This is a genomic window from Maribellus maritimus (genome assembly GCF_022267315.1).
GTDB lineage: Bacteria > Bacteroidota > Bacteroidia > Bacteroidales > Prolixibacteraceae > Draconibacterium > Draconibacterium maritimum.
On the sequence record NZ_JAIKLE010000022.1, the window covers coordinates 23,180 to 48,287 of the forward strand.

Here is a 25,108-nt window from a genome sequence, read left to right on the forward strand (position 1 = left end):
TTTTAAAACTGGAAATAAATAAATGCTTGCATATCGGCTGAAATGGATTGATAAACGATTATCACAACAACTGCAGAAATTACAATTTTCAACCACAAAGGCGTTCCAATAAACCACTCGGTAATTTTCTCCTTCCATTTATCACTTAACCAGTGAATAAAAAATCCAAACAACATCATCAGAAAAACCCACTTGTAGGCAACCAAAACCTCTGGTATAACATTTAAATGTAAATCAGTAGCTATTTGATGCATCATTCCGTTTACAACGGTCATCGACTCGGATCGGAAAAAGATACGTGTAAATGTGATAAAACCAAATGTGATAGCAATTTTCCAGATGTTAACCAAAACGTTATTTCTTTTTTCCCAGGGACTTATTTTTCGCCAGAATTTGTAAGTAACCAGGCCAATTCCGTTTAAACCTCCCCAGATGATAAATTGCCACGATGCTCCGTGCCACAAACCTCCCAACAACATAGTCAACATTAAATTTATATTGGTATCAATTTGCCGTTTGACACTCGGAAAAATTCTGGCCAGAATTGCAAATACCAAAACCGCCACAGCAAAAATGGGCACCAAAATAAATTTACCGGCCAGCAACACAACAATTGCTAAAACAATCCCTAAACTGATATAGCTAAAAACCGAACCGTTGCGGTTTCCACCAATTGGAATATACAGGTAATCTTTTAACCAGGAAGAGAGCGACATATGCCAGCGTTTCCAAAACTCACCAACACTTTTTGCTTTGTAGGGTGAATTAAAGTTTTGCGGCAACCTGAATCCCATCAATAAAGCTACTCCGATTGCGATGTCGGTATATCCTGAAAAATCAACATATACTTGCAATGAGTAACCAAATAAAGCCATCAGATTTTCAAAGCCGGTGTAAGTAATCGGATCTGAAAAAACACGATCAACAAAATTTACGGCAATAAAATCACCAATAAATATTTTTTTTATGAGTCCTTTTAAAATCATAAAAACAGCCCAGCCAAATTCACGCTTCGAAACATGGTAATCTTCGTAAATTTGTTTTACAAAACCGGATGCCCGTACAATTGGACCGGCAACCAACTGAGGAAAAAAGGAAACATAAAAACCAAAGTCGATAAGATTTTTTACCGGCTCAGTCTGCCTTCGGAAAACATCAACAGAATAGCTAATGGTTTGAAATGTAAAAAATGAAATTCCCACCGGCAATAAAATCTGGTTTACATTAAAATGTGTTCCCGCAGTTTGATTTGCGATAACTGCCAGATGATTGATGACATGCAGGTCGGTTCCCAACAATGTATTTATACTGTCGGTAAAAAAATAGGCATATTTAAAATAAGCCAGCAAAGTAAGATTCACAACCACACTCGCAGCAACAAGAAACTTCCGAGCCATTTCATTCCGGGAATTATAAATCCATTTCCCAATAAAAAAATCGGTTATCGTACTGAACAATAAAATAAAAAAGAAAAAACCACTGGACTTGTAGTAAAAAAATAAACTGGCAGCAAATAAATAACCGGCACGGATACTTCGATTTTTTTTATTGTACACAAAAGAGTATCCCAAAAGAACCAGGGCAAAAAATCCCCAAAAGAAAAAACGGGTAAAAATCAACGGTGCCGATTTATCATAAATCAAAATGCCTTTTAGCCATTCTCCCCAATTTATTTGTTGTATAAAATCCAAGTTTTATTTTGTTAGTTGTGAAACTTCATTTTTGGTTTGAACATAGTTTTCAAAATTCTGCATAAACGCTGCAAAAAAGAGATCACCGAGCATAAGATAACCTTCCCGTGTAAAATGGATTTTATCGTGCTGGGCCAAATAATTTCTTTCCCATAAAACCACTGAATTTAGTCCTCCCATTACTTCAAACATATCCCAAACACCCGTATCATGTTTCTCTGCCAGTTTAAACATGCTCTCTTCCACTTTCTCTCCGTTTTTATTCACATACCTGCGATAAAGATAACTGTCGTTATTTGTGGTTAAAATGATGGTTGTATGCGGTGCTGCCTTTCTGATTTTTCCTATCAATTCAGAATAGTTGTCTTCAAACCTCTTTTGTGAAAAACGCCTTCCGTACGCATCATTAATTCCAAGCCCGAGAATAACCAGGTCGGGTTGCAACTGTTTCATTTGTTCTTCAAAAAGCTGGCAACGTAAAAATGCCGGAACATGTGCTCCATTTACACCAATGCTGTTATATACAAAACCGTTCGGCGCCTTTTCCGTACTTATTCCATACAGCGTAAATCCTTCAGATGAATTGGCTTCACGCTGAATCAACAGCCGTAAACTGTCAACATGTGCATTTAATTCAAACTCAATAAAACCATCTCCGTTTACTTGTCTTTTTACCAAACTGCTGTCAACCGACACTGAATACTTTGATGTTTCGTAATTGCAAAAAACCTTAAGTTTATGAAAGCTGTAATCCAACTCATTTTCATCTTCCAGCAAAATTGTAAGGTCGGTAAAAGGTGCCCTTGTTGTTGCTGAAATTCCTCCCACTCCCAGTAACTGATCATTTTTTCTTCTCTCTATATTCCGGCAACTTTGCCAGCCTCCGGAATAACGAATATAGTAGCCGTACGGCGAATTTGTTCTAGCTATCCGATAGGGGAACATAAACCCCCACCCCGCGTTCATATCGCCATTTAATTGCTGAAAACGGCTCCTGAGTCTTCCGGAAAAAGTTCCGGCCTGAATATGTGATCCGCCAATATGAACCACATTTATTCTTCCCTCTCCCGTTGAAAGCATATTTTCAAGCTTTGCAAAAAGTTTCTGCGCATACTTATCGTTTCCAAAATGATGCAGTTCATTCCGGTCGTACCGGATAAAATTATACGGATTTACCTGGTATAAATAACTTTCGTCCTGTGCTAGTACGTGCACAGAAAACAGCAACCCAATCAATATAACAATGAATCTCTTCAATTTATTTCCATTAAAAAATTGTTGTACTCAAAAATCAATGCATTATAAAACATATTCGCCACCAGACGTGCTCCGCGAGCCGAAAAATGCACATAGTCAGGACGTGCCAACTCAGGATCGGCGTTAACCCATGAAGGCATACTGTTGTATCCTCCCATTGCCTCATACATATCCCAAAATCCGCAGCCGGTCGACAGCGCAACTTCTTTTAAAGTTTCCACTACAACAGGCAAATATTCGTAGGTAACATACTTGTCTTTTTCCTTGGTTGACATGTCACTTGGTCCGATTATAATAATGGCAGCATCCGGGCACAAATTCTGCAATCTTAATATTTGACTTTTAAACCAGCGCCCGTAATTTTTTATGGCCTTTTCATTTTTTATATAGGGCACAACATTACCGCCAAATTGAAGAAGAAAAAGCCCGGGTTTTAAATCACTGTACATTTTCAGGCTGTGGAGGTAATCTGATTTTGTAAAAATAGTTCCCGAACTTCCGCGAAGCGCAATATTATCCATAATCACACCCCGCTGTTCCGCCAACTCTATACCGTAAATATCGGGACTGTCGTAGCCCGAGAAACGAACAGAAATATGACTTACCGAATCAGGAAGCTGACATTCAATCACACCATACTCCAACGCTGCAGGCAAAGTATCGGTCAGCAAGGTGTCTGCTTTTACTATGAGCTGCATTTCAACAGGGCGTTTGGCATTTCCGTAGAACATTCTGAAATGTCTATATTCTCTTGTAAGTTTGTACGAAATATCTGATTTGGAAATATTCAACTCTGCATCGTACAAAATTGAATCCCGGAAAGGAAGAGTGTCGCTTGCCGGCGGCGCAAATCTTGAAAAAGCCCCCATTACACCGTAACGATCATGCTCAACGGTGGAATCGACTTTCCCGTAAATGGGATAACGTTTCCAATTATCGGAATTTTCCTGAACGGCGCTAAAAATATAATCGTAAGGTTGTAAAGCCGGGCGTAACCCGGGACCACTTCCGCCAAATTTCACCTGAAACTTATTCCGGATAAAACTGGTAATCCGGTCCCCCTCAATTTGGCTGTCGCCATAGTGCATTATCCGAACCAATGTACTGTCGTGAAGGGTTTTAAAAAACCGATACAAATTGATTTTCCCTGTATCTGCCAATTCAATTTTATAAATCGAGGCAACGAGGGAATCATAACTGGCACTTGGAATAAATTCAGCAACTGAATCAGAGAAAACAGTGTCCATATCCAAATCGATGTCCACCAGAGAATCAATATCAAACTGCTGTTCCAGAATTTCAGAAACATCGGCATATTCTACCTCATTATCGGCCAGCATTTCTTTAAAAGTAGGCATGTGAAATGTAAAGACACCTAATTTTACTCCCCCTCCGGGGGTAATCCACATGGTACCCGCCAAAAGCAGAAAAACGCCAAACGTAAAAAGCAATATTTTAACTGGTTTCATTTTCGGGGATATATTATTAGTTTCTGACCAATTTGTATTTTTCTCGGATTATCAATGTTATTCCACTCCAATATCAGTTCTGGTGTTACACCATCATACTGCTTTGCAATAACAAACGGAGATTCACCATTTTTTACCACGTGTTCTATTTTTGGGTTTGTATCAAACTGTTCATAAACTTTTAAAGCAGTGGTACTCTGAATTCTATCAATAACATCTTCCTTCTCAATCGATTTCTCTGCCGTTTGATTTTCAAGACTCCGGTAATAATCAACCTGATCATCAGGTACAAAAATATCAATCATTTGCCCTGCCTGGATTCGCCTTTCATTCACAATATTGTTCCAGTATTTTAAATCGGCAATACGAACGTCGTAAGTTTCGGCAATAATACCAAGTACATCACCGGTTTTTAAACGATATTTTATTTTTGTCTTCCCTTCAATTTCCAGGTCTTTTACGGGTTCCCCCAAATACTGTCGGTTGGGTGCCGACGGATATTCAATTTTTTGTGTTATCAATTGAAAATAACTCGAATCAGTGGCGTTGTTTATCGAATCGTTCCATAACACAAAATCATCTCGTTTGCCTTTGGGAAGAGCAACCCTCCGCCCCCTTGAATTCTCCGGGACAATGGAATATTTGTACTGCGGATTTAAATCACTGATTTGCTCAGCCGAAACCCCAATTACTTTTTCAATTTGTTTAAAATGCAACTGCCGGTATATCTTAACGGTGTCAGGAGCGTTCTTTTTTTGATAAAATACCGGTTCAGGAAAAAAACGACTGGTATTCAAAAACGCGGCCATTGCCTGAAACGCTGCTATTTGCTCAGCAACTTTTCCCGAAAGATGACTTAAAACGGCAGCGGTGCCCGAGCTTTCACCTGCAAAATGGATCGCATTTTTTACCGCTGTGTTCCCTGAAATAAAAGCGAGAACAGCCAACTCTGTGTTATTGTAAATTTCCAGATTTTGTTTCAGGTCCCGGGCTGCTAATCTTGTTGAACGTATAACATCCAGTCGTTCATCCACCAAACGAGTTACTTCGCCGCCATTCAACAAAGCCTGAAAATGAGAAAGATGCCAAATACCGGCTCTTTTGCCTTCTCCGGTTGAATGTACATTTAAAACAGAAATTGCAGGAGCCAGATATTTTAATTCAACAGGCAAACCCGCTTTTTTAAATTCCGTTTCAAAATCTTTTTCATAAAACGAAAACAGTTGAACCAGATTCTTTTTCTGATCTTCTGCCAGCGAATTTAGAAAGCTGAAATATTCTTCTGACTTATCAATAGCTTCAGGAAAGACAGGAAAATGTAACGATTTATATACTTCGGAAAAATCAGTTGTATTTTCAAATGTAAACTTTCCAGGATAAAGTTCCTTTTGAGAAAAAAAAATCAAACCAGAAATCTGGTTTATATTTTCTGTGAATACTGAGAAATAATTTCCGGGGATGGTATCAGATTGAGCATTTATCCTGGATGTGCAGACTAAAGATACCGCCAGCAAAATCAAAACGATATTTTTTATATTCAGATTCAATTCAAATAAATTAAAGCTGCAAAAATATCATTTCCTGTGGGAATGAAAACCGAAAAGGAAAAATTCATGTCAGGCATTTTCCGCCAACACTTTATCTGGAGGCTTGAAGTCACCTGATGAATAAGGATATCAGATTTCGTTCATGCGGGAATTTTATCTACTTTTAGCCATCAAAAAAAAAATTACCGCATTGATCATGAAACGATTGACAAAATTCCTCTGTTTTGCTGTTCTTGTCTTAAACATCTTAGCTTGCCAGCAACAAAAAATACAAACTGTTGCTCTTGACGGAACCATTCTTTCCTCCGGAGAGGTAAATGAAACAACGGCACCTTATTTACAAGTAAACTATACCGCATCTTCAAACGGGACTGTTCTGTTTTTCCCGGGAAGTGAATCAAAAAACGATTCGCTCACCGGAGTTATAAAACAGCAGGGATTTTCAGTGGCAACCATCAAAGGAAATAATATTAATTTAGCCGATGCAGTGGAAGCTTTTCGTTTGATTCTGTCGGATGAAAAACTACAGCTGGAAACCGGGCATACTTCCATCGTCGGAATTTCAGATGGAAGCAAGCTGGCGGCGCTCACAGTGTACGAACTGGACGAAAATGAACGCCCCAACGATTTAATTCTGATAACCCCCGGCGGTTTTGAAGAAACCATACAAGGAACCGTTTTCCCGGTAATTAATCCGCCTTTAAGCACAAAAACAAAACTTTTGTGTATTACTGACTCCATAACACTTACACCAACAGCACTCAACGCTGCGATTGAATTTACAAAAACCTGGATAGGCTACGACGGGATTGCCTTTAACAAAACGGTTGCCGACGCAAAAAATATAAGTTCAGTAGAAACTGTTCTGGCGCCCTTCTGGAACGGAGAAGTGGTCTTTCCCAAAGAAGAAGGAAATCCTGCAGCGGTTCCGGTGGAAGGATATTCGTCTAAACGTCATGCGGAGAAAATAAAGTTGGTGCAAAATCACAAATACGATTTGCTGTTTGTAGGGAACTCCATTACCAATAATTTTGAAAAACCGGGATTTCAGGCGGTGTGGAAAAAATATTTTGCTTCAAGAAATGCAGTGAATTTGGGATTTTCAGGATATCGTACCGAAAATATTATATGGAATATTCAAAACGGAGAGATGGAAGGGCAGTCACCGAAAGTGATTATTCTTGAAATCGGCACCAACAATATCGATGAAAAAAATTACCCGACACGTCACACAGCCGGACAACTGGCAGGCGGAATGAAAAAAATCGTGGAAATATTCAGAGAAAAATGCCCGGAGTCTAAAATTATTCTGCTGCGTTGTTTCCCCGGAGCTTACGGCGGGCCAAATCCTACTTCGCACCGCCGGATACTGGAACGTGCTTCGGATATTGTTTCCCGCTGGGCCGACAACAAACACATTTTTTATTGCGATGTAAACCATGTATTCCTGAATATGGATGGTTCGATCAATCATGACATGCTGGGCGACTGGCTGCATCCGACACCGGCAGGAGCTGAAGCCTGGGCACAAGCAATGGAACCGCTGCTTTTGGAATTAATGGAAGACAAATCGCGTGATGATAAAAAACCGGCCAATACAGCCATTATACCAACGACCAAATTGGAAGAGGACTGTTATGACTGGTGGGTTCGTCACGATGATGTGTTAAGGGTGAAAGATACATTAAATCCGGATATCGTATTAATTGGAAATTCGATTACTCATTTCTGGGGAGGCCAGAATCCGCCGCTTAAAAATACTGATGGAAGTCCGCGCAAAGCCAATGGACCAGATGCATGGCAGGAAACTTTTGGGAATCACCGCGTGCTTAATTTAGGATATGGCTGGGATCGAACACAAAACGTATTGTGGCGTCTTGATCATGGTGAACTTGATGCCCTCGACCCAAAATTGGTAGTCATACACATTGGTACCAACAACACCAGTGAAACAGAAAATGCCCGCATGAATACCCCTGAGGAAATTGTAGAAGGAATTAAAGCAGTATGCCTGCGTGTGCGTTCGAAAGTTCCACGGGCAAAAATCGTGTTGATGAAAATAATGCCGCGGGAAGAAATGCCGGACAATCCGCGCCGGATATTGATCAACAAAATAAATAAAGTACTGGAAGCATACGCTAAAGAAAATGATATAACGCTGTTGGATATCAGTTCTGAAATGCTTCCTACTGATGGGGTACTGACCAAGGAATTTACTATAGATTTCTGTCATCCAAACGATGCCGGATACAAAATTTGGGGCAATGCTTTGCAGCCGTTTATCCGGGGGATAGAATTCTAATCTTGTACAATAAGGAGCCGGACTCAGGTCGTTAAGCCTGATTTAACTGATTAAAAAAGTGTCATCTTAAACGGATAGAAATCGATAATACCGGATTTTTTTTCCTGTCTGAAATGACACTTTAAAATGGTTCGTCTTTAATACCGTCTTCTATTGATGGTCTCGTTCTCGAATTTCCACCCGACGAATTTTTCCGCTGATGGTTTTAGGCAATTCATCAACAAATTCAATAACCCTTGGGTATTTGTAGGGGGCTGTTACTTTTTTTACATGGCTTTGCAATTCTTTTACCAAATCATCGCCTGCCTTTTTTTTGTAATCATAGCCCAAAACAACAGTAGCTTTTACCACCTGCCCTCGAATATCATCGGGCACACCGGTAATGGCACATTCCACCACTGCGGGATGTGTCATTAATGCGCTTTCCACTTCAAACGGCCCTATGCGGTAGCCCGAACTTTTAATCACATCGTCAGCTCTGCCCACAAACCAAAAATAACCGTCTTCATCTTTCCAGGCTAAATCGCCGGTGTAATAAATCCCGTCTGACATGGCTTCATCGGTCAATTGCTGATTCCGGTAGTAGCCTTTAAAAAGCCCGGTGGGATATTTTTTATCGTAATGAATAACAATTTGTCCCTGCTCTCCGGCTTCGGCTGAGCGCCCGTCCGGAGTGAGTAAATCAACATCGTAATGCGGATTTGGCAATCCCATGGAACCGGGTTTGGGTTCCACCCACGGCGAAGTAAATACCGAAAGTGTGGTTTCACTTTGCCCGTAACCTTCGCGCAATTTAATACCTGTTAACTGGTAAAATTTATTGTACACTTCCGGGTTCAGCGCTTCACCGGCAATGGTACACCATTCCAGTGCCGACAAATCGTAGTGGCTTAAATCTTCACGAATCAGAAAACGAAAAATCGTTGGCGGCGCACAAAGCGATGTTACTTTGTGTTTCGACAAAACGGTAAGAATATCGGCAGGAGTAAATTTCTCGTGGTCGTAAACAAACACAGAAGATCCAACGAGCCACTGTCCGTATAATTTTCCCCAAACAGCTTTTAACCAACCGGTATCGGCAATGGTTAAATGCAAACTGTTTTCATGCAAATTTTGCCAGTATTTTGCGGTAATAATATGCGCCAGCGGATACACACTGTCGAGCACTACCATTTTGGGGTCGCCGGTTGTTCCCGAAGTAAAACTTACGATAATCGGGTCGTCGTTTTTTGTTGGCTCCGCCGGACGTTCAAAAGGTGTGGCACCTTCAATTCCTTTATGAAAATCTTCCCATCCTTCAGGAACGATTGGTCCAATTGAAATTCGCCGTTCAATTGAAGGAGATTTTGCCATCGCGCCATCCACATGACTTAAAATCAATTCTGTTCCGTCGCAAACAATGGCTTTTATGGTAGCTGCATTATTTCGGTAAACAATGTCTTTTGACGTAAGCAAATGAGTTGCCGGAATAATAACCGCCCCAATTTTATGCAATGCAATAATGGTAAACCAAAACTCGGCACGGCGTTTCAAAATAGCCATCACCATGTCGCCTTTTTTAATTCCGAGCGAAGAAAAATAGCCCGCAGTGCGGTCGGTAATTTCTTTTAACTCGCCAAAAGTGTAGGTTTTGCACTGCCCCTGGTCGTTTGTCCAGAGCAAGGCACGTTTATGTGGGTTTGCAGCTGCCCAGCCGTCAACAACGTCGCAGGCAAAATTGAAATCTTCGGGGATAACCAGCTCATAGTTGGCTTTAAAATCTTCAAAATCTTTAAAAGCCATTTGTTTTAAATACTTCTCAATCATGTAGCTGTAATTTCTTTGGTTTTATTAAAATATCAGGGAAAGAAATTTAACGGTTTCATTTTGTAATGCTTTCATTCCATGCGGAAGAGAGGCATCAAAATAGAGGCTGTCTCCTTCGTTTAAAGTGAGCTCGTGCCCGCCAACGCTCAACAGCATCCTTCCTTCCAAAACATAATTAAATTCCTGTCCGTTGTGACTATTCAAATGCAGTCTATTTTCATTCGGTTCAACGGTTACAATAAACGGATCGGCTTTTCGGCCCACAAAACCAGCCGCCAGCGACTGATATTTATAAGCACTTATTCGCTCCATTGCTGTGCCCTGCCCTTTTCGTGTAAGGAAAAAAGATTTCATCGTTGGCTCACTACCAAAAAGCAATGCAGTTAACTCAACATTATATTTTTTTGAAATATTTTGAAGGGCGCCAATAGGAATGTCATTATCACCACTTTCGTATTCCAGATACTCATTTGTGCTGATATTGCAGGCTGTTGCCATTTCTTCCACCGGTATATCCATCAGATCGCGTAAACCCCTTAATCTCAATGCTATTTCGCGAATTTGTCCGTTCATATTTTTTTCACTTTAGGTTAGTAATTAAGAACAAAGGTATAGCCTTTACATAGAAATTGTCCAGCTTCCCTTGTCGCATATTTTATATCGGTTTTATTGTTCGATTTTTCGTTCTTTTCGCTGCTTATTAAAAAAGGAGGCTACAAGTTATCAATAAAATAGTCGCTTACTTTTTGCATCAAATGCACCCTGTCTTTTCCACGAACGTTGTGCGGATGTGTGGGATAAACAAAAAAATCGAGTTGCTTTTCCTGTTTTACGCATTCCCGGAGAAACTTCATGCTGTGCTGCATAACCACGGTTTCGTCCTGCACACCGTGAACCAGCATCAGTTTCCCCTGAAGACCGGGAACATGGTTTAACATATTGGTTTCCTTAAATCCTTCGGGATTTTCCTGTGGGGTATCCATGTAGCGCTCACCATACATTACTTCATACATGCTCCAGTCAACAACAGGGCCTCCGGCCACACCAACTTTAAAAACTTCGGGATGGCGCAGCATCAGGTTTAGTGTCATAAATCCACCGTAACTCCATCCGTGTACACCAATCCTGTCTGAATCGACATAAGGTAATGATTTCAAATATTCAATCCCTTTCATCTGATCCTCTGTTTCCAGAATTCCCAATTGGCGATGAACAACCGTTTCAAAATCGCGGCCGCGGTTGAGCGTTCCCCTGTTGTCCATCGTAAATGCAATATATCCCTGCGAGGCCATGTAATACTGCCACCAGCGCGCCTGGTTGTTCCAGCTTTTATTGACCAGTTGAGAATGCGGCCCGCCATACACATAAACAATCACCGGATATTTTTTTGATGGATCAAAGTCCACCGGCAAAATTAAACGGCCCGCCAATTCTGTTTTTCCGTCGGCAGACAGGATAGAAACCAGTTTATTCTCTCCCAATTGAAAGTCTTCCAGCGGGTCTTTGGAACTTAACAGATTTTTTCTTTTGCTGCCGTCCGCAGAAATAAGGTCTGTATTGTGGGGGATCTTCGGCGCACTCCAGTTATCAATTATAAATTTGCCACCGGGGCTGACTACGCCGCTGTGAACGCCTTGTCTGTTTGAAAGCTTTTCCATTTCCCCGGTTTTAATATTCACCCGGTAAATATGATTTTCCAGCGGACTTTCTTTTGTTGCCTCCACAAAAACAAATTTTTCTTTACTGTCGAAACCTAAAACATTGGTTACTTCCCACTCTCCTTTTGTAATTTGTTTTAGCAATTGTCCTTGTGTGTTGTATTTGTATATGTGAAACCAACCGTCTTTCCGGCTCAAATAATAAAACTCATTTTTATTTGTTTGGGAGAATTGAATCGGATACAGCGGCTCAACATATCGTTCATCGGTCTCCTCAAATAAAGTTTTTACTTTTTCTCCGGACGAAACATCGTAACAATTCAGTTGCATGTGGTTTTGCCCGCGGTTCAGTTCTGCAATATAAATGTTCTTTTCATCCGGCGACCAGGCAATATTGGTCAGATAATGATCAAGCGGTTCTCCGGTTTTCATAAAAACAGTTTTGCCACTGGAAATTTTATAAATCCCCAGTTTTACCTGCTCGCTGGTTAATCCGGCCATCGGATATTTTACGGGAGTGTATTCTGCCTGCCTCTCCATAAAATCGACCAGCGGATAATCGTGAACCCTGCTTTCGTCCTTCCGGTAGAAAGCTACAAAATTCCCTTGCGGCGAATTAAAAATTCCACCGGAAATTCCAAATTCACTTCGGTGGACCGATTTGCCATTTACAATTCCTTGTCCGCCGTCAAAAGTAACTTGCACCTTCCCGCCGTCAGCAAAAGAGATAAACAAATCATCTTTAACCGTATAAACAACAAATTTTCCAGCTATATTAAATTCAGCATTTTCAGCACTTAGGGGCAATTCATATTTATAAACCAACTTTTTATTTCCGCTGTCAATCAGCAAAAACTTATTTCTGTTCTGAATCAACATTTCGGAATCGTTCACCCATGAATATTGCGGAAAATTTTTAAAACGAATTCCCGTTGAGTCATGCACAATCGCGTTTAACTCCTCAAGAACAATAAAGGGTATCTTTTCCCCTTTCTTTGCAGATTCAAGCCATAAGGTATCACTCTCAAGATAAGTAAACTCAATTTCACTCCTCCAGCTCAGATTCTCAAATGATTCAGGACTAAGACCATTGTAGCGGCCAAGGATGGCATCCCCAAGCGTCATTTGTTTTTGCTGGGCAACAACAAGCTGCGCCAAAAACAAAAAAAGAAGAAAGATTTTTCGCATGATTCAATTTTGTATATTGGGTTGCGAAAATAAAGAAAGAATTAGCAGCTAAAAAGAATTTTCGTCAAGAAAACCGGAAATTCCCACATATATAAATCGGTTCAACAGAACATGTAAACTTTAAAGCTCGATTATTTGTTCTCTTTCTGAATCAACAAATTATGAGAATACTTTTAACAGGCGTAACAGGTTATGTAGGAAAACGTTTACTCCCGGTACTCATTGAAAAAGGACATCATGTAATTTGTTGCGTACGTGAAAAACGGAGGCTAAATTTTCACAAAAATCTTCTTGAAAAACTGGAGGTGGTTGAAGTTGATTTTTTGAATAAACCTGATCTTGACCTCATTCCTAAAGATATTGATGCTGCATATTACCTTATTCATTCCATGACTACTTCGTCAGAGAAATTTGATTTACTGGAATCAAAAGCAGCTGAAAATTTTAAAAAGTACATGGAAAACACACGGGTAAAACAGCTTATTTATTTGAGTGGGATTACCAATACAACGAAACTCTCGCGTCACCTGGCATCGCGCAGAAAGGTAGAAGATATTTTAAAAAGTAACGTTTATTCACTAACGGTTTTACGTGCCGGGATAGTTGTTGGCTCAGGAAGCGCATCCTTTGAAATAATCCGTGATATTGTAGAAAAACTACCGGTAATTATTGCTCCCAAATGGCTTCTTACCCAAACACAACCGATTGCCATACGGGATGTAATTTCGTATTTACAGGGTGTACTGTTTCAGGAAAAATGTCTGAACCAAACCTTTGATATCGGGGGGCCGGAGATACTTACGTATAAAGAAATGATGATTCAATATGCCAAAGAACGAAAATTAAAAAGACCCTTTTATACCACTTCTTTGATTAGCCCGAAAGTTTCATCGTACTGGTTGTTTTTTATAACGTCGGTTTCATATAAACTGGCTATAAGTTTGGTAGAAAGTATGAAAACCGAAGTAATTTGCAGGAATAACGATTTGGAACAAATTCTTCAGGTAAAACCAATTACTTATCAGCAGGCACTAAAAAATGCATTTCAAAGAATAAAACAACATCTGGTTCTAAGCAGCTGGAAAGATTCAATAATCAGCAGCAGTCTGGGACTCTCTTTATCCGATTTTATTGAAGTTCCGCAATTCGGATGTTACAAAAACATCAAAAAATATAAAGTAGAGAACATCGATAGGGTCATCCAGAATATTTGGACCATAGGAGGAGAAAAAGGTTACTATTATGCCAACTGGCTCTGGAAAATCCGAGGCTTTTTTGACCAGATTGTTGGAGGTGTTGGATTAAAAAGGGGGCGAACTTCACCCAGAGAAATAAATCCGGGCGATGCACTCGATTTCTGGCGAGTTTTGTACGCCAGCCGTGAAAAACAGAGGCTTTTACTTTTTGCAGAAATGAAACTTCCGGGGGAAGCGTGGCTGGAATTTAAGATTGATGAACATAAGATGCTGCATCAAACAGCAACGTTCCGTCCACGCGGAATTTTGGGACGACTGTACTGGATTGCGACTTCCCCATTTCACTTTTTTATTTTTAACGGGATGATAAAAAATATTGCTGAAAACTAATTTTTAAATCTTAAAAAAACACACTGAGAAATTGACTGTTTCCGATTGAATAAGTTACATTAGCCCGTCTAAAACAAATTTATGCAACGAAAAAATCTTACTGTAATTTTTCTGTCAACACTTATCGCAGTGATGGGTGTTGCAAGTATCACGCCGGCTTTTCCCTCCATCATTAAACATTTTGGAATTACTCCCACGCAAGTTACGCTGCTGATTACGGTTTTTACATTTCCAGGCATATTTTTGGCACCGGTAATTGGAGTTCTTGCAGATAATTTTGGCCGAAAAACGATCCTGATACCCTCTCTATTTCTTTTCGGGCTGGCCGGATTGGCATGTTTTTTCACCAAAAACTGGCATGTTCTGCTGGTTCTGCGTTTTTTCCAGGGAATTGGAGCAGCGTCTCTCGGCATGTTGAATGTGACTTTAATCGGAGACCTTTTTAGCGGTCCGAAAAGGGGTGAAATAATGGGATACAACGCCAGTGTTTTAAGCATTGGCACAGCAACTTACCCGGCAGTTGGCGGCGCCCTTGCAATGGCCGGGTGGCAGTTTCCGTTTCTTTTGGCTTTGCTTGGAGTTCCGACTGCTTTCATGGTAATATTCTGGTTAAAAAATCCTGAACCCGATAAAAAACAAAACCTTGCTGATTATTTGAAAAGAACCTGGAAAAATGTCAATCAAAAAACAGTATGGGGACTTTTTATTCTGAACGTTCTTTTGTTTGTAATTTTATACGGAGCTTATCTTTCCTACTTTCCGCAACTCATGACTGAGAGGATGAAATCAAGTTCACTTCAAATCGGGCTGTTTATGTCGGGTTTTTCTGTTGTTACTGCCATTACTTCTTCCCAACTAAAAAGAATAAACAAAATTCTAAAACCTAAAACACAGTTACAAATTGGCTTTACTTTGTATCTTGTTTCAATGCTTTTACTTTCCTTTGCCGATGAATGGTGGAAATTACTTTTCCCAATTGTTACCTTCGGAATGGCTCACGGTATGATTATTCCCGGAGTTCAAACTTTACTGGTAGGTTTTGCCCCGATTACAGAGCGTGCAGGTTTTATGTCGATAAACAGTATGGTTTTGCGGCTTGGGCAAACCACCGGACCAATTATAATCGGTTTTTTTTATGCTCTGGGAGGAACCGGAACAGCTTTTATTGGAGGTGCAATTGTAGCTGTAGTAATGTTAATAATTTCATTTACCATGCTAAAATTGTAAAAACTTCATTTCTTACGAAGGCAATTCAAAGCCATTAACAAACAAAACTCAATATCATTTATCTTTTTTGAATCTAACGCAACCAAAACTACCAGCCAAACATCTTTTTCAAAATCAAACAGTTATGAAACCGCGCTATTACCTGCTGTTAAGCTTATTTATTTTCAGTTTCAGTTGCAACAAAGAAGATGACTTTTACAAAGATGTTGTTATAGAAACGGATAAAGAAAAATACAGTACAAAAGAGAACGTCCTGATTAAAGTTTCTAATAATTACGCAGACGAAATCAGTTACTATAAATGTAGTTCTTATGACGGTATTCCACCCTCGGTATTAAAATATAGTAATAATGAGTGGACCGGATTTTGGGGGCCAATTTGCAACGGATATTCCTCGTGGTGTTGTAATGGCCTCGACGCAAAGGAAATATACCTGGATACGTTGAATTTAAATTTTGAAAAAGGAATTTATAGAATTGAGTACAGCTTTATAATCAAACACGGAGAAGGGTACCATTCGTTTTATTCAAATGAGTTTCAAATCGAATGATTGCTTAACCTGATAAAGCACCGCCTCTGCAGACGATGCTTTTGAAAACAAGTTAGAAACAATTAGAAATCAAATATTATTTTTCGGCCACAAGATGCAAATCGTCCACCGTTTTTACCAGCTGAATAAATTCTGAACGATATCCGTTTTCATCTTCGCCTTTTGCATTTTTTGCCAATTTCACAATCGAATCGATGGTTGTATTTCCTTTGAATTCAGAATTTCGCAACAACATTCCAAACGAAGTCACAGCAGCAGAAAAACGAAAATCATCGGATGTATTTTTCTCAATTTTGTTTGAAATGGCTTGTTCCAACAATTTGCTTTTACCGCCGTCCGGTTCTTTGTAGCGTAATTTTACAGTCAGTAATTCATTATTGTATTTCCCTGAAACAGGTTTTGATTCTTGATATTTTAAAGGATCAACCGACGGTGTTTCGCCATCAGAACCTGTGGGAATAATTTCATACAGCGCTGTAACCGTGTGTCCTGCTCCCATTTCACCGGCATCTTTGGTGTCGTCGTTAAAATCTTCATCGTTCAACAAACGATTTTCATACCCAACCAAACGATAGGATTTTACCTGTTTCGGATTAAATTCCAATTGAAATTTTACATCTTTGGCAACGGTAAAAAGAGTTCCGCCAAACTCCGAAATAAATACTTTCCGTGCTTCCTGAATATTATCGATATACGAATAATTACCATTGCCTTTGTCTGCGATAACTTCCATTTTATCATCTTTAATATTGCCGGTTCCAAAACCCACTACCGACATAAAAATGCCACTTTCGCGTTCTTTTTCCACCAGTCTTTCCATTTCCGAAGTACTGGAAACCCCCACATTAAAATCGCCGTCGGTGGCCAAAATAATGCGGTTGTTCCCACCTTCGATAAAATGATTCTGAGCAATTTTATAAGCCAGCTTTAATCCTTCACCTCCAGCTGTTGAACCTCCGGCATTTAAATGTTCCAGCGCATCCAGAATTTCCTGTTTTTCATCGCCCGGAGTAGAGTTTAATACTTTTCCGGCAGCACCCGCATAAACAACAATCGCCACACGATCTTCAGGTCGTAATTCATTTACCAGCATCGTAAAAGCCCGTTTTAACAAAGGCAATTTGTTATACGCATTCATCGAACCGGAAACATCAATCAGAAAAACCAGGTTCGAAGGAGGTAACTCACTCTTATCAATACTTTTTCCTTTTAAACCCACGTGCATTAAATAGTGGTCTTCATTCCACGGACATGTTCCCAATTCAGCTGTTACACTAAACGGAGTTTCTCCTGTTGGCTCCGGATATTTGTAATGAAAATAGTTTATCATCTCTTCAATCCGAACCGCATCAACCGGCGGTAACTCCCCCTGATTAATATATCGCCGCACGTTGGAATACGACGCGTTGTCAACGTCAATTGAAAATGTAGAAAGCGGATTAGCCTTAACATCTTTAAAACCATTTTTATGAATGGTGGAATAATTCTCCGTGTTCCAGTTGGGAGTTGGGCTCATTGCGGCGCTCTTCAACATACCTAAGCCTCTCACACTTACAACCGACGAACACGTTCGTATTTCCCTTTTTGAGTTTGTTCCGACTACAACAACCTCGTCTAATGACACATCTGACGTTTTCATCTGAATATCAATGGTATTAACTGAGCCAATTCTCACCTTCTCGGTTTCCATTCCGATAAATGAAAACACCAGGAATTTATCTTCAGGCTGAACCTCAATTTTGTAAAATCCCTGAATATCGGTTACGGTTCCCCGGTTGGTATTTTGAACCTGCACGGTCACACCCGGCAAAACATTCCCTGATTCGTCTCTCACTGTTCCGGTAATTTCACGCGCTGAAATAAATCCGGAAACTAAAATTGTTATTACCAAAGCCAAAATTATTCTTTTCATGATTATCGTTTTTTAAATTTATTTTCACAATCATGATGCAGGTCAAAATCAAATTCCATAAAAAATTTTCAAAAAAATTCTTTTTTATACTTTTAGCATGAAATCAAAAACATGCAGCTTAACCCGTTTCGTCATAAAAACAAAGAAAAATCCGAAGAAGAACTATTGGCGGATTATCTGGCAAACAAGGACATGAATGTTCTTGGTGAGTTGTATAAAAGATACATGCACCTGGTTTACGGAGTGTGTCTGAAGTATTTTAAAGAACGGGAAAAATCGCAGGATGCGGTTATTCAGATTTTTGAAAAGTTAATTATTGAAATAGAAAAACACGAAATCCGTAATTTTAAAAGTTGGTTGTATGTAGTTGCCAAAAACCATTGTTTAATGGAACTGCGCAAAACAAAGGCAGGAAAAATAATTTCGATAGCTGACGAAAACGAAATGGCTGCTTTTATGGAAAACGAGTCGGAATTGCATCCTATTGACAGGGAAGCGGATGAAATAGATGAACAGGCCTTGAGCGACTGTATAGAACGGCTAAAAAACGAACAAAAAAGCTGTATTCGTTTGTTTTATTATGAAAATAAAAGTTATCGCGAAATTTGCACAGCACTAAAATTGGAGGAGAAAAAAGTAAAAAGTTTTATTCAGAACGGAAAACGCAACCTTAAAATTTGTTTGGAAAGTAAGAATGCCTAAGAATAAAAAACATATCAGCAACGAAAATTTCCAGCGGTATTTGAACAATCAGAAGACCGATGCAGAAAGAAATGCGTTTGAGCGTGAAATGCAAAAAAATCCGTTTGAAGCAGAAGCGTTGGAAGGCATGCAGCAATTCTCTGCTGAAGAAATCCAAAAAGATTTAGACCAACTTTCCAAAAGAATTGCTGAAAAGAAAAGAAGAAATACACCGATTTGGGCAGCAGCGGCAACTATTTTGTTATTATTCTCTGTAGGAATTATCTGGTTTCAGTTAAGGAACACATCCCCGGTGCCGGAAATGGCTGAGATAAAAAACACGGAAATTCAGCAGGAAAAAAGCACTCCTGAAAAAGAAAAAATAAAAGTACCCAACCTTGAAACACAAGAGCAAGAAAAAGCAAAACCAGAAGAACCTGTAAAAATCAAAGAAACAGAAAAAATAACGCCACGGACGGCAAAAACAGTTGAGCAACCAGATACCGAAATTTCATTAGAAATTAATGATTCAAATGTTGAAGAAAGCTTTCCTCAGCAAGCTGTTAATGTTGCAAAATCAGAAGGAAAAAAAGTTGAAAAACCACCAAAGATGGCAGCAGCAAAAGTTGAAAAAAGTGCAGAACAAAAAAAAGCTCCGGTTGCTATTCGCGGAGTAAGCAGTTTGAGAAGAACTTCGAAAGCGTCAGATGGTGATGCGGTTCAATTTTCACAAATAACAAATTCTGCGCTAAAAGCGGGAAAAGTGGTTCGTGGAAAAGTAATTTCTTTGGCTGACAGTTTGCCGCTCACCGGTGCTGTTATTGCAGAAAAAGGAACCTCAAACGTTACCGTTTCCGGCAAGGATGGAACTTTCACACTACAACTAACAAATAAAAACGACAGTGCTCTGGTTGCCAGCTTTATTGGAATGGGAAGCACTGAATTTCATCCAACAAACGATTCTGTCGTGACCGTTGGATTGGAAGCGTCGCCGATGGCGCTTGATGAAATTGTTGTAACCGGGGCCTATACAAATAAAAAAACACATACTGTTGGCGCGGTAAGTCGAATATCGGCAGAAAAAAATATTCCAGCCAGCACCGTTAATGGGAAAGACTATTTTGAAAAATATCTGAAAAAAAATGCTGTATTGCCAGACGACTACCCATCAAAAAAAGTCATTGTAAAAATAAAAATACACTTAGACTCCGATGGTGAAATAAAAAAAATAGAAAATAAAAACAACGCGGATTCCGAACTGTTTGAAAAAGCGAAGCAACTTATTTTTAACGGTCCAAAATGGAAGGCAAAAACCATCAATGGAACACCTGTTGAATCGGAACTGACGTTAAGAATCGTTTTCAGGAAGGAAAAATAAAATGAATAAAAACATTATTGTAACCGGCGGAGCGCAGGGAATTGGAAAAATTGTGTCGCAGGAATTGCTAAAAAATGGATATTCCGTTTCCGTTTTTGAAATTGATAAAGAAGCCATTGAAGAGTTTCAATCGGAAGTAAACTCTGGAAATATTTCATTTTTCCAAACCGACGTTGCAGATGAAAAAAACGTTCAGCAATCCATTTTGGCCTCATCTCAACAATTTGGAAATATTTCGGGGTTAATAAACAATGCTGCCATTCTTGATAATAAACCGATCACCGAGCTTACTTTTGAAGCGTGGAACCGCGTAATTTCAGTAAATCTTTCGGGAACTTTTTTGTGTGCAAAATACGCTGCGCCTTTTCTTAAAAAAAGTAAAGGAAGTATTATCAACATCAGTTCAAGCCGTGCTTTCCAGTCGGAGCCCAACACTGAAGCTTACTCCGCCAGCAAAGGAGGAGTTTATTCTTTAACACATGCACTGGCTATGAGTTTGGGACCAGATATCAGGGTCAATTCAATTAGTCCGGGCTGGATTGATGTTTCCGGAATTCGAAAAAAATCGGAAGCAGTAGTATATCAACAAACTGAAGAAGACAAAAAACAACATCCCGCAGGCCGTGTGGGAAATGCGAAAGATATTTCGAATATGATTCTGTTTTTACTAAACCCGGAAAACAGTTTTATAACCGGACAGAATTTTATTGTCGATGGAGGAATGACGCGAAAAATGATATACGTTTAATTTCAGCTTTCAGCGCTGGAATGGTCACTTATAATCAACCATTTTCCGTCGATATTCTGAATTATCAATGTAAAATGTCCGGCCAAGTTTCCCATTTCCCGCGTTAATTCGTAACGACCAATTACAAAAACTGTTTTATCGTCAATCTTCGACATTCTTAGAATCTTAAAATGGGTTTCGCCCATTTCAGCTCGTGTCGGATATCTTTTTTTATAATTTTCGAGCGTTTTTTGCCAACCATAAGTAGGACCACTTCCTCCCACAAACACCAAACTATCCGAATTCCAGTATGTTTCCATAAACTTTTCCAAATTGCCCGCGTTCCATGCATCAACCTGTTTTTTTAGCAAACTACTGATTTCAGTCCTGTCCTTCTTTTCCATTTTATCCTGGCCCAAACAGGAAATGACGATAAACAAACTTAAAATTACAACTGTTAATTTTTTCATAACATTAAAAATCAATAATTACGCTAAATTAGTAAACCAATCGAGAAACAAATGAAAATTAAATCAACGATTCTAATAAGTACCACTTTTTTGCTCATGAGTTATAGTCAACCCATAAAATCTCAAACAGAATTTGGTGTTTTTGCCGATTGCCAATACTGCGACTGTGAAACATGGAACACACGTTTCTACAAAAACTCTCCCGATAAATTAAACGAATGTATCACTTTCTTTAATCAAAATGGAAATATTGAGTTTGTAGTTGGCCTGGGAGATCTCATTGACAGAAATTTATCAAGTTATGATACATTGACCCCTATTTTAAGAGAATCAAAAAGTAAAATTTTTCATGTTATCGGAAATCACGATTTGGAGGTAAACAGCGAATTTCTGGAAAAAGTACCTGAAAAGCTCAACCTTTCAAAAACCTGGTATTCTTTTGTAAAAAACGGCTGGCGGTTTATCTTTTTAAACGGAAATGATATCACCTTTCATTCAAACGACCCCGGAATAGTGAATCAAGCTAAAAAAATTGTCGCCAAAATGAAAACCGAAAACAAGCCCAATTCTTTTGATTGGAACGGTGGAATCGGCGAAGAACAATTTGTATGGATGGAAAGTCAGCTTAAAGAGGCGCAGAAAAATAATCAAAAAGTGATTTTATTTTGCCACTATCCACTACTACCACTAGAAGCGCATACGCTCTGGAATTCGGAGGAAGTTTTAACAATCCTCCAAAAATATAAATGTGTAAAATGTTGGATGAACGGACATAATCATGCGGGGAATTACGTGTTTTGGGAAGGAATACACTTTCTGAATCTAACAGGAATGGTAGAAACAGAAAATATAAATTCATTTGCCGTTGTAAAAATTGAAAATGATAATATCATAATTAACGGATTTGGAAATGAGCCAGACCGGACTCTTCAAACTTATTAGAAAACACTCTGTATCAGACAAAAACTTTTATTTGAAAATTACGTTTAAATATTAACTATAATTCAATGATTCAAAAAACGTTATGAACTATTTCCAGAATAAAAAAAAGTCGTTAAATGACAGATGAAAATCAACTTAAAATTTGAATACAAAATTACCCTGGCTTACTTGCTGATAGGTGGTCTGTGGATTCTTTTTTCCGACAAGATTCTCCACACACTTGTTATAGACAACGCATACCTAACTCAGCTGCAAACATTAAAAGGATGGTTCTATGTAATTTTAACCGGAATTTTGTTTTATATCCTTCTTAAACGGCATTTGGAAAGACTGCGTAAAGCAGAACAGGAGGCCAAAGAAAGTGACCGTTTAAAAACATCGTTTTTGCAAAATATTTCGCATGAAATTCGTACTCCCATGAACGGCATTATAGGTTTTGCAAGTTTGCTCGAATTTGATGATTTGCCCGAAGCACAAAAAAAAGAGTATATCAAAATAATTACAAAGTCATCAAAACAACTTCTTTCCATTGTAAATGATGTACTTGATATTTCAATGATTCAGTCGGGAAATATTAAGGTCAACGAGGAAATTGTAAATATTAATGAATTGTTGGAAGACATTTACACTGTTTTCAAACCTCGTGTTCCCGCCGAGGTAAAATTTATTTTAACCAGGGGGCTGGATAACAAATCCGTTTTTGTGCTCACCGACCATGCTAAACTAAGGCAGGTTCTTGTAAACCTGATTAGCAATTCAATAAAATTTACAGAAAAGGGATTTATTGAATTTGGTTATTACATCAAAAACAAAAAACTAAAATTTTATGTTGAAGATACCGGTATCGGGATTAAGAGCGAACTACACGAGAAAATTTTTGAACGTTTCCGGAAAGCAGACAATAATCTTATGAGATTGTATGACGGTATTGGGCTGGGACTTGCTATTTGTAAAGGAAATATCGATTTGTTACATGGAGAAATTGGCCTGGATTCAGAAGAAGGAGTTGGCTCCAGATTTTATTTTACCATTCCGTATAAAACAAAAAACAAGGGCGCCGAAATAAATTCATTGGAATCGGATGTTATAGCCAATCCCAAAAACGAGGCTTTAATTTTAGTTGTTGAAGACGACAATTCCAATTTACGATACGTGATGGAGATTCTGCGGCGGGCACAAATTAATTATGCCGTTGCAAAAAATGGAAAAGAAGCCGTTGAAATTTGCAAAACGGAAAAAAACATTTTTCTGGTTTTGATGGATTTAAAAATGCCGGTAATGGACGGTTACCAGGCAACCAAAAAAATAAAAGATATTCGCTCCGACCTTCCTGTTATTGCACAAACCGCTTTTGCTTTTGAAGAAGAAAAACAAAAAGTTCTTGAGTCCGGTTTTGATGATTATCTCTCCAAACCTTTTAATCGGAAAGAGTTGTTAGAAATCATAAAAGAATATCAGCGATTAAATTGACCCCGGCACAAAACAAATTGTCAGCCAGCCTCTTTGGCCGGTAATAGTAATCTGACCAATGCACCTTTTTTATCTTGATTCTCGATTTCAATTTTCCCTCCGTGTTCCTCAATAATCAAATTTACAACTGCCAAATCGAGCCCCATATTTTCGTCAACATGTTTTATTCCGGGAATAAAAGGCTTAAATAAATTATTTAGTGCCTTCTCTGAAAATCCGGGGCCTTCATCTACAAATTCAATACATGAGTAGTTGTCTTTTAAAAAACCCCGTATTTCAATTGTGCTTCCTTCATTTGTATAACTAATTGCATTTTCATAAACACACGAAATACATTGGTGGAATAAAGACTCGTCTACATAAACAACCATATCCTGAGGTGAGAAATCAAAATTGGTAGAAATTTTTTTTTGGGATAACTCTTCTCCAAATTTCGAATTTGTGAATCCCAAAATAATATCATTCAGATTTAATTCAAGTTTATCAAGTTTTAGATTTTTAACTTTCAATTGTGTCATCTGAAGCGCAAGCAAAGCAAATTTTTCCAGCCGGGAAGTGGAAATATCGATATAGTTAAAGTACTCCAATATTTTCTCGTCGTCAATACTTGATTTTATAATATCAAGAAAACCTATTAGACCATTTAAGGGCGTTCTTATTTCATGACTTATTATGGAAAGAAATTCGGCTTTTTCTTTATCTAAGTTAATCAATTCTTTGTTTAACTTCTCCAATTCAGAATTCACCCTAATAAGCTCATTATTAGCGCCTTTTAATTCTTCGGTTCGTTGCGCTACTTTATTCTCCAGCCAGCGGTTTACATTTTTCAGCTGTTCTTTATTTTTCTTTAATTCGATATGTGTTTTAACCCGCGCCAACAATTCTTTTGTATCAAAGGGCTTAGTGATATAATCTTGTCCGCCGGTTTCAAATCCTTTTAAGATGGATTCTCTATCTGTTTTTGAAGTCAAAAATACAATAGGAATATCATCATATTCTTTATTTTGCCTTATTTGATTACAAACAGAATAACCACTTATATTCGGGAGTTCAATATCTAATAAAACTAAATCCGGTTGAGCATCGCCGGCCATTAATTTTAAAGCCTTCTCCCCCGTTTTCGAAATAATCAAATTGTAATTAGAAAGAACACCAATAAGTATATCTATATTTTCAGGGGCATCCTCAACTATCAATATTCTAAATTCTTCTGCATCAAGGTTTGAATAGTTTTCCATAATTCAAGT

The 25,108-nt window shown here is 38.7% G+C and carries 19 protein-coding genes; 9 read left to right on the forward strand and 10 right to left on the reverse strand.

Annotation, left to right across the window (positions count from 1 at the left end):
* Positions 1 to 2 precede the first annotated feature (2 nt).
* The 4 genes from K5G00_RS18405 to K5G00_RS18420 are packed head-to-tail and all read right to left on the reverse strand — an operon-like array spanning position 3 to position 5,964.
* Positions 3 to 1,691 carry an MBOAT family O-acyltransferase gene (locus tag K5G00_RS18405; RefSeq protein ID WP_238767656.1) on the reverse strand — a complete coding sequence of 563 codons (1,689 nt, stop codon included), beginning with the start codon at positions 1,689 to 1,691 and terminating at the stop codon, positions 3 to 5.
* A gap of 3 nt (positions 1,692 to 1,694) precedes the next feature.
* Entirely contained in the window at positions 1,695 to 2,948 is a 1,254-nt protein-coding gene (locus tag K5G00_RS18410; RefSeq protein ID WP_238767657.1) for a GDSL-type esterase/lipase family protein, read from the reverse strand.
* Positions 2,945 to 4,417, reverse strand: a complete 1,473-nt coding sequence (locus K5G00_RS18415; protein ID WP_238767658.1) for an SGNH/GDSL hydrolase family protein — start codon at positions 4,415 to 4,417, stop codon at positions 2,945 to 2,947. Before K5G00_RS18415 ends, K5G00_RS18410 begins: the two co-directional genes overlap by 4 nt.
* Entirely contained in the window at positions 4,414 to 5,964 is a 1,551-nt protein-coding gene (locus K5G00_RS18420; RefSeq protein ID WP_238767659.1) for a LysM peptidoglycan-binding domain-containing protein, read from the reverse strand. Before K5G00_RS18420 ends, K5G00_RS18415 begins: the two co-directional genes overlap by 4 nt.
* Before the next feature lie 196 nt (positions 5,965 to 6,160).
* Between K5G00_RS18420 and K5G00_RS18425 the strand changes: the two genes are divergently transcribed.
* Positions 6,161 to 8,266 carry a GDSL-type esterase/lipase family protein gene (locus K5G00_RS18425; RefSeq protein ID WP_238767660.1) on the forward strand — a complete coding sequence of 702 codons (2,106 nt, stop codon included), beginning with the start codon at positions 6,161 to 6,163 and terminating at the stop codon, positions 8,264 to 8,266.
* 150 nt (positions 8,267 to 8,416) lie between these two features.
* On the opposite strand, the gene K5G00_RS18430 is transcribed toward K5G00_RS18425, so the two are convergent.
* From K5G00_RS18430 to K5G00_RS18440, 3 genes are all read right to left on the reverse strand, one after another.
* Complete coding sequence (locus tag K5G00_RS18430; protein ID WP_238767661.1) at positions 8,417 to 10,072, reverse strand: AMP-binding protein; 1,656 nt, start codon at positions 10,070 to 10,072, stop codon at positions 8,417 to 8,419.
* Positions 10,073 to 10,096: 24 nt separating this feature from the next.
* The gene (locus K5G00_RS18435; protein ID WP_238767662.1) at positions 10,097 to 10,645 is read right to left on the reverse strand and encodes a helix-turn-helix domain-containing protein; all 549 of its coding nucleotides are present in this window, start codon (positions 10,643 to 10,645) and stop codon (positions 10,097 to 10,099) included.
* A gap of 140 nt (positions 10,646 to 10,785) precedes the next feature.
* Positions 10,786 to 12,918 (reverse strand): S9 family peptidase, encoded by a 2,133-nt coding sequence (locus K5G00_RS18440; RefSeq protein ID WP_238767663.1) that lies wholly within the window; start codon positions 12,916 to 12,918, stop codon positions 10,786 to 10,788.
* Positions 12,919 to 13,079: 161 nt separating this feature from the next.
* Between K5G00_RS18440 and K5G00_RS18445 the strand changes: the two genes are divergently transcribed.
* The 3 genes from K5G00_RS18445 (at position 13,080) to K5G00_RS18455 (ending at position 16,281) form a co-directional block, all read left to right on the forward strand.
* Positions 13,080 to 14,504: an SDR family oxidoreductase gene (locus K5G00_RS18445; protein ID WP_238767664.1), complete on the forward strand. Its 1,425-nt coding sequence runs from the start codon at positions 13,080 to 13,082 to the stop codon at positions 14,502 to 14,504.
* Between the two features lie 81 nt (positions 14,505 to 14,585).
* Positions 14,586 to 15,731 carry an MFS transporter gene (locus tag K5G00_RS18450; RefSeq protein ID WP_238767665.1) on the forward strand — a complete coding sequence of 382 codons (1,146 nt, stop codon included), beginning with the start codon at positions 14,586 to 14,588 and terminating at the stop codon, positions 15,729 to 15,731.
* A 124-nt stretch (positions 15,732 to 15,855) separates the two neighbouring features.
* A complete protein-coding gene (locus tag K5G00_RS18455; RefSeq protein WP_158869878.1) occupies positions 15,856 to 16,281 on the forward strand; it encodes a hypothetical protein in 426 nt (141 codons plus the stop codon).
* Between the two features lie 76 nt (positions 16,282 to 16,357).
* On the opposite strand, the gene K5G00_RS18460 is transcribed toward K5G00_RS18455, so the two are convergent.
* A complete protein-coding gene (locus tag K5G00_RS18460; protein ID WP_238767666.1) occupies positions 16,358 to 18,193 on the reverse strand; it encodes a vWA domain-containing protein in 1,836 nt (611 codons plus the stop codon).
* A gap of 111 nt (positions 18,194 to 18,304) precedes the next feature.
* Between K5G00_RS18460 and K5G00_RS18465 the strand changes: the two genes are divergently transcribed.
* Genes K5G00_RS18465 through K5G00_RS18475 form a run of 3 tightly spaced genes read left to right on the forward strand, consistent with a single transcriptional unit; the run spans position 18,305 to position 21,000 of the window.
* Positions 18,305 to 18,895, forward strand: a complete 591-nt coding sequence (locus K5G00_RS18465) for an RNA polymerase sigma factor (protein ID WP_238767667.1) — start codon at positions 18,305 to 18,307, stop codon at positions 18,893 to 18,895.
* Positions 18,888 to 20,252 carry a carboxypeptidase-like regulatory domain-containing protein gene (locus K5G00_RS18470; protein WP_238767668.1) on the forward strand — a complete coding sequence of 455 codons (1,365 nt, stop codon included), beginning with the start codon at positions 18,888 to 18,890 and terminating at the stop codon, positions 20,250 to 20,252. The genes K5G00_RS18465 and K5G00_RS18470 overlap by 8 nt, the downstream gene beginning before the upstream one ends.
* Before the next feature lies 1 nt (position 20,253).
* Positions 20,254 to 21,000, forward strand: coding sequence for an SDR family oxidoreductase (locus tag K5G00_RS18475; protein ID WP_238767669.1), 747 nt, complete (start codon positions 20,254 to 20,256; stop codon positions 20,998 to 21,000).
* A 2-nt stretch (positions 21,001 to 21,002) separates the two neighbouring features.
* Here the strand turns inward: K5G00_RS18475 and K5G00_RS18480 are convergent, their stop codons facing one another.
* A complete protein-coding gene (locus tag K5G00_RS18480; protein WP_238767670.1) occupies positions 21,003 to 21,449 on the reverse strand; it encodes a YybH family protein in 447 nt (148 codons plus the stop codon).
* 51 nt (positions 21,450 to 21,500) lie between these two features.
* Here K5G00_RS18480 and K5G00_RS18485 point away from each other — a divergent pair, with 51 nt between their 5' ends.
* Entirely contained in the window at positions 21,501 to 22,391 is an 891-nt protein-coding gene (locus K5G00_RS18485) for a metallophosphoesterase (RefSeq protein ID WP_238767671.1), read from the forward strand.
* A gap of 123 nt (positions 22,392 to 22,514) precedes the next feature.
* Complete coding sequence (locus K5G00_RS18490) at positions 22,515 to 23,861, forward strand: response regulator (protein ID WP_238767672.1); 1,347 nt, start codon at positions 22,515 to 22,517, stop codon at positions 23,859 to 23,861.
* Positions 23,862 to 23,881: 20 nt separating this feature from the next.
* On the opposite strand, the gene K5G00_RS18495 is transcribed toward K5G00_RS18490, so the two are convergent.
* Positions 23,882 to 25,099: a hybrid sensor histidine kinase/response regulator gene (locus tag K5G00_RS18495; protein WP_238767673.1), complete on the reverse strand. Its 1,218-nt coding sequence runs from the start codon at positions 25,097 to 25,099 to the stop codon at positions 23,882 to 23,884.
* Between the last annotated feature and the right edge of the window lie 9 nt (positions 25,100 to 25,108).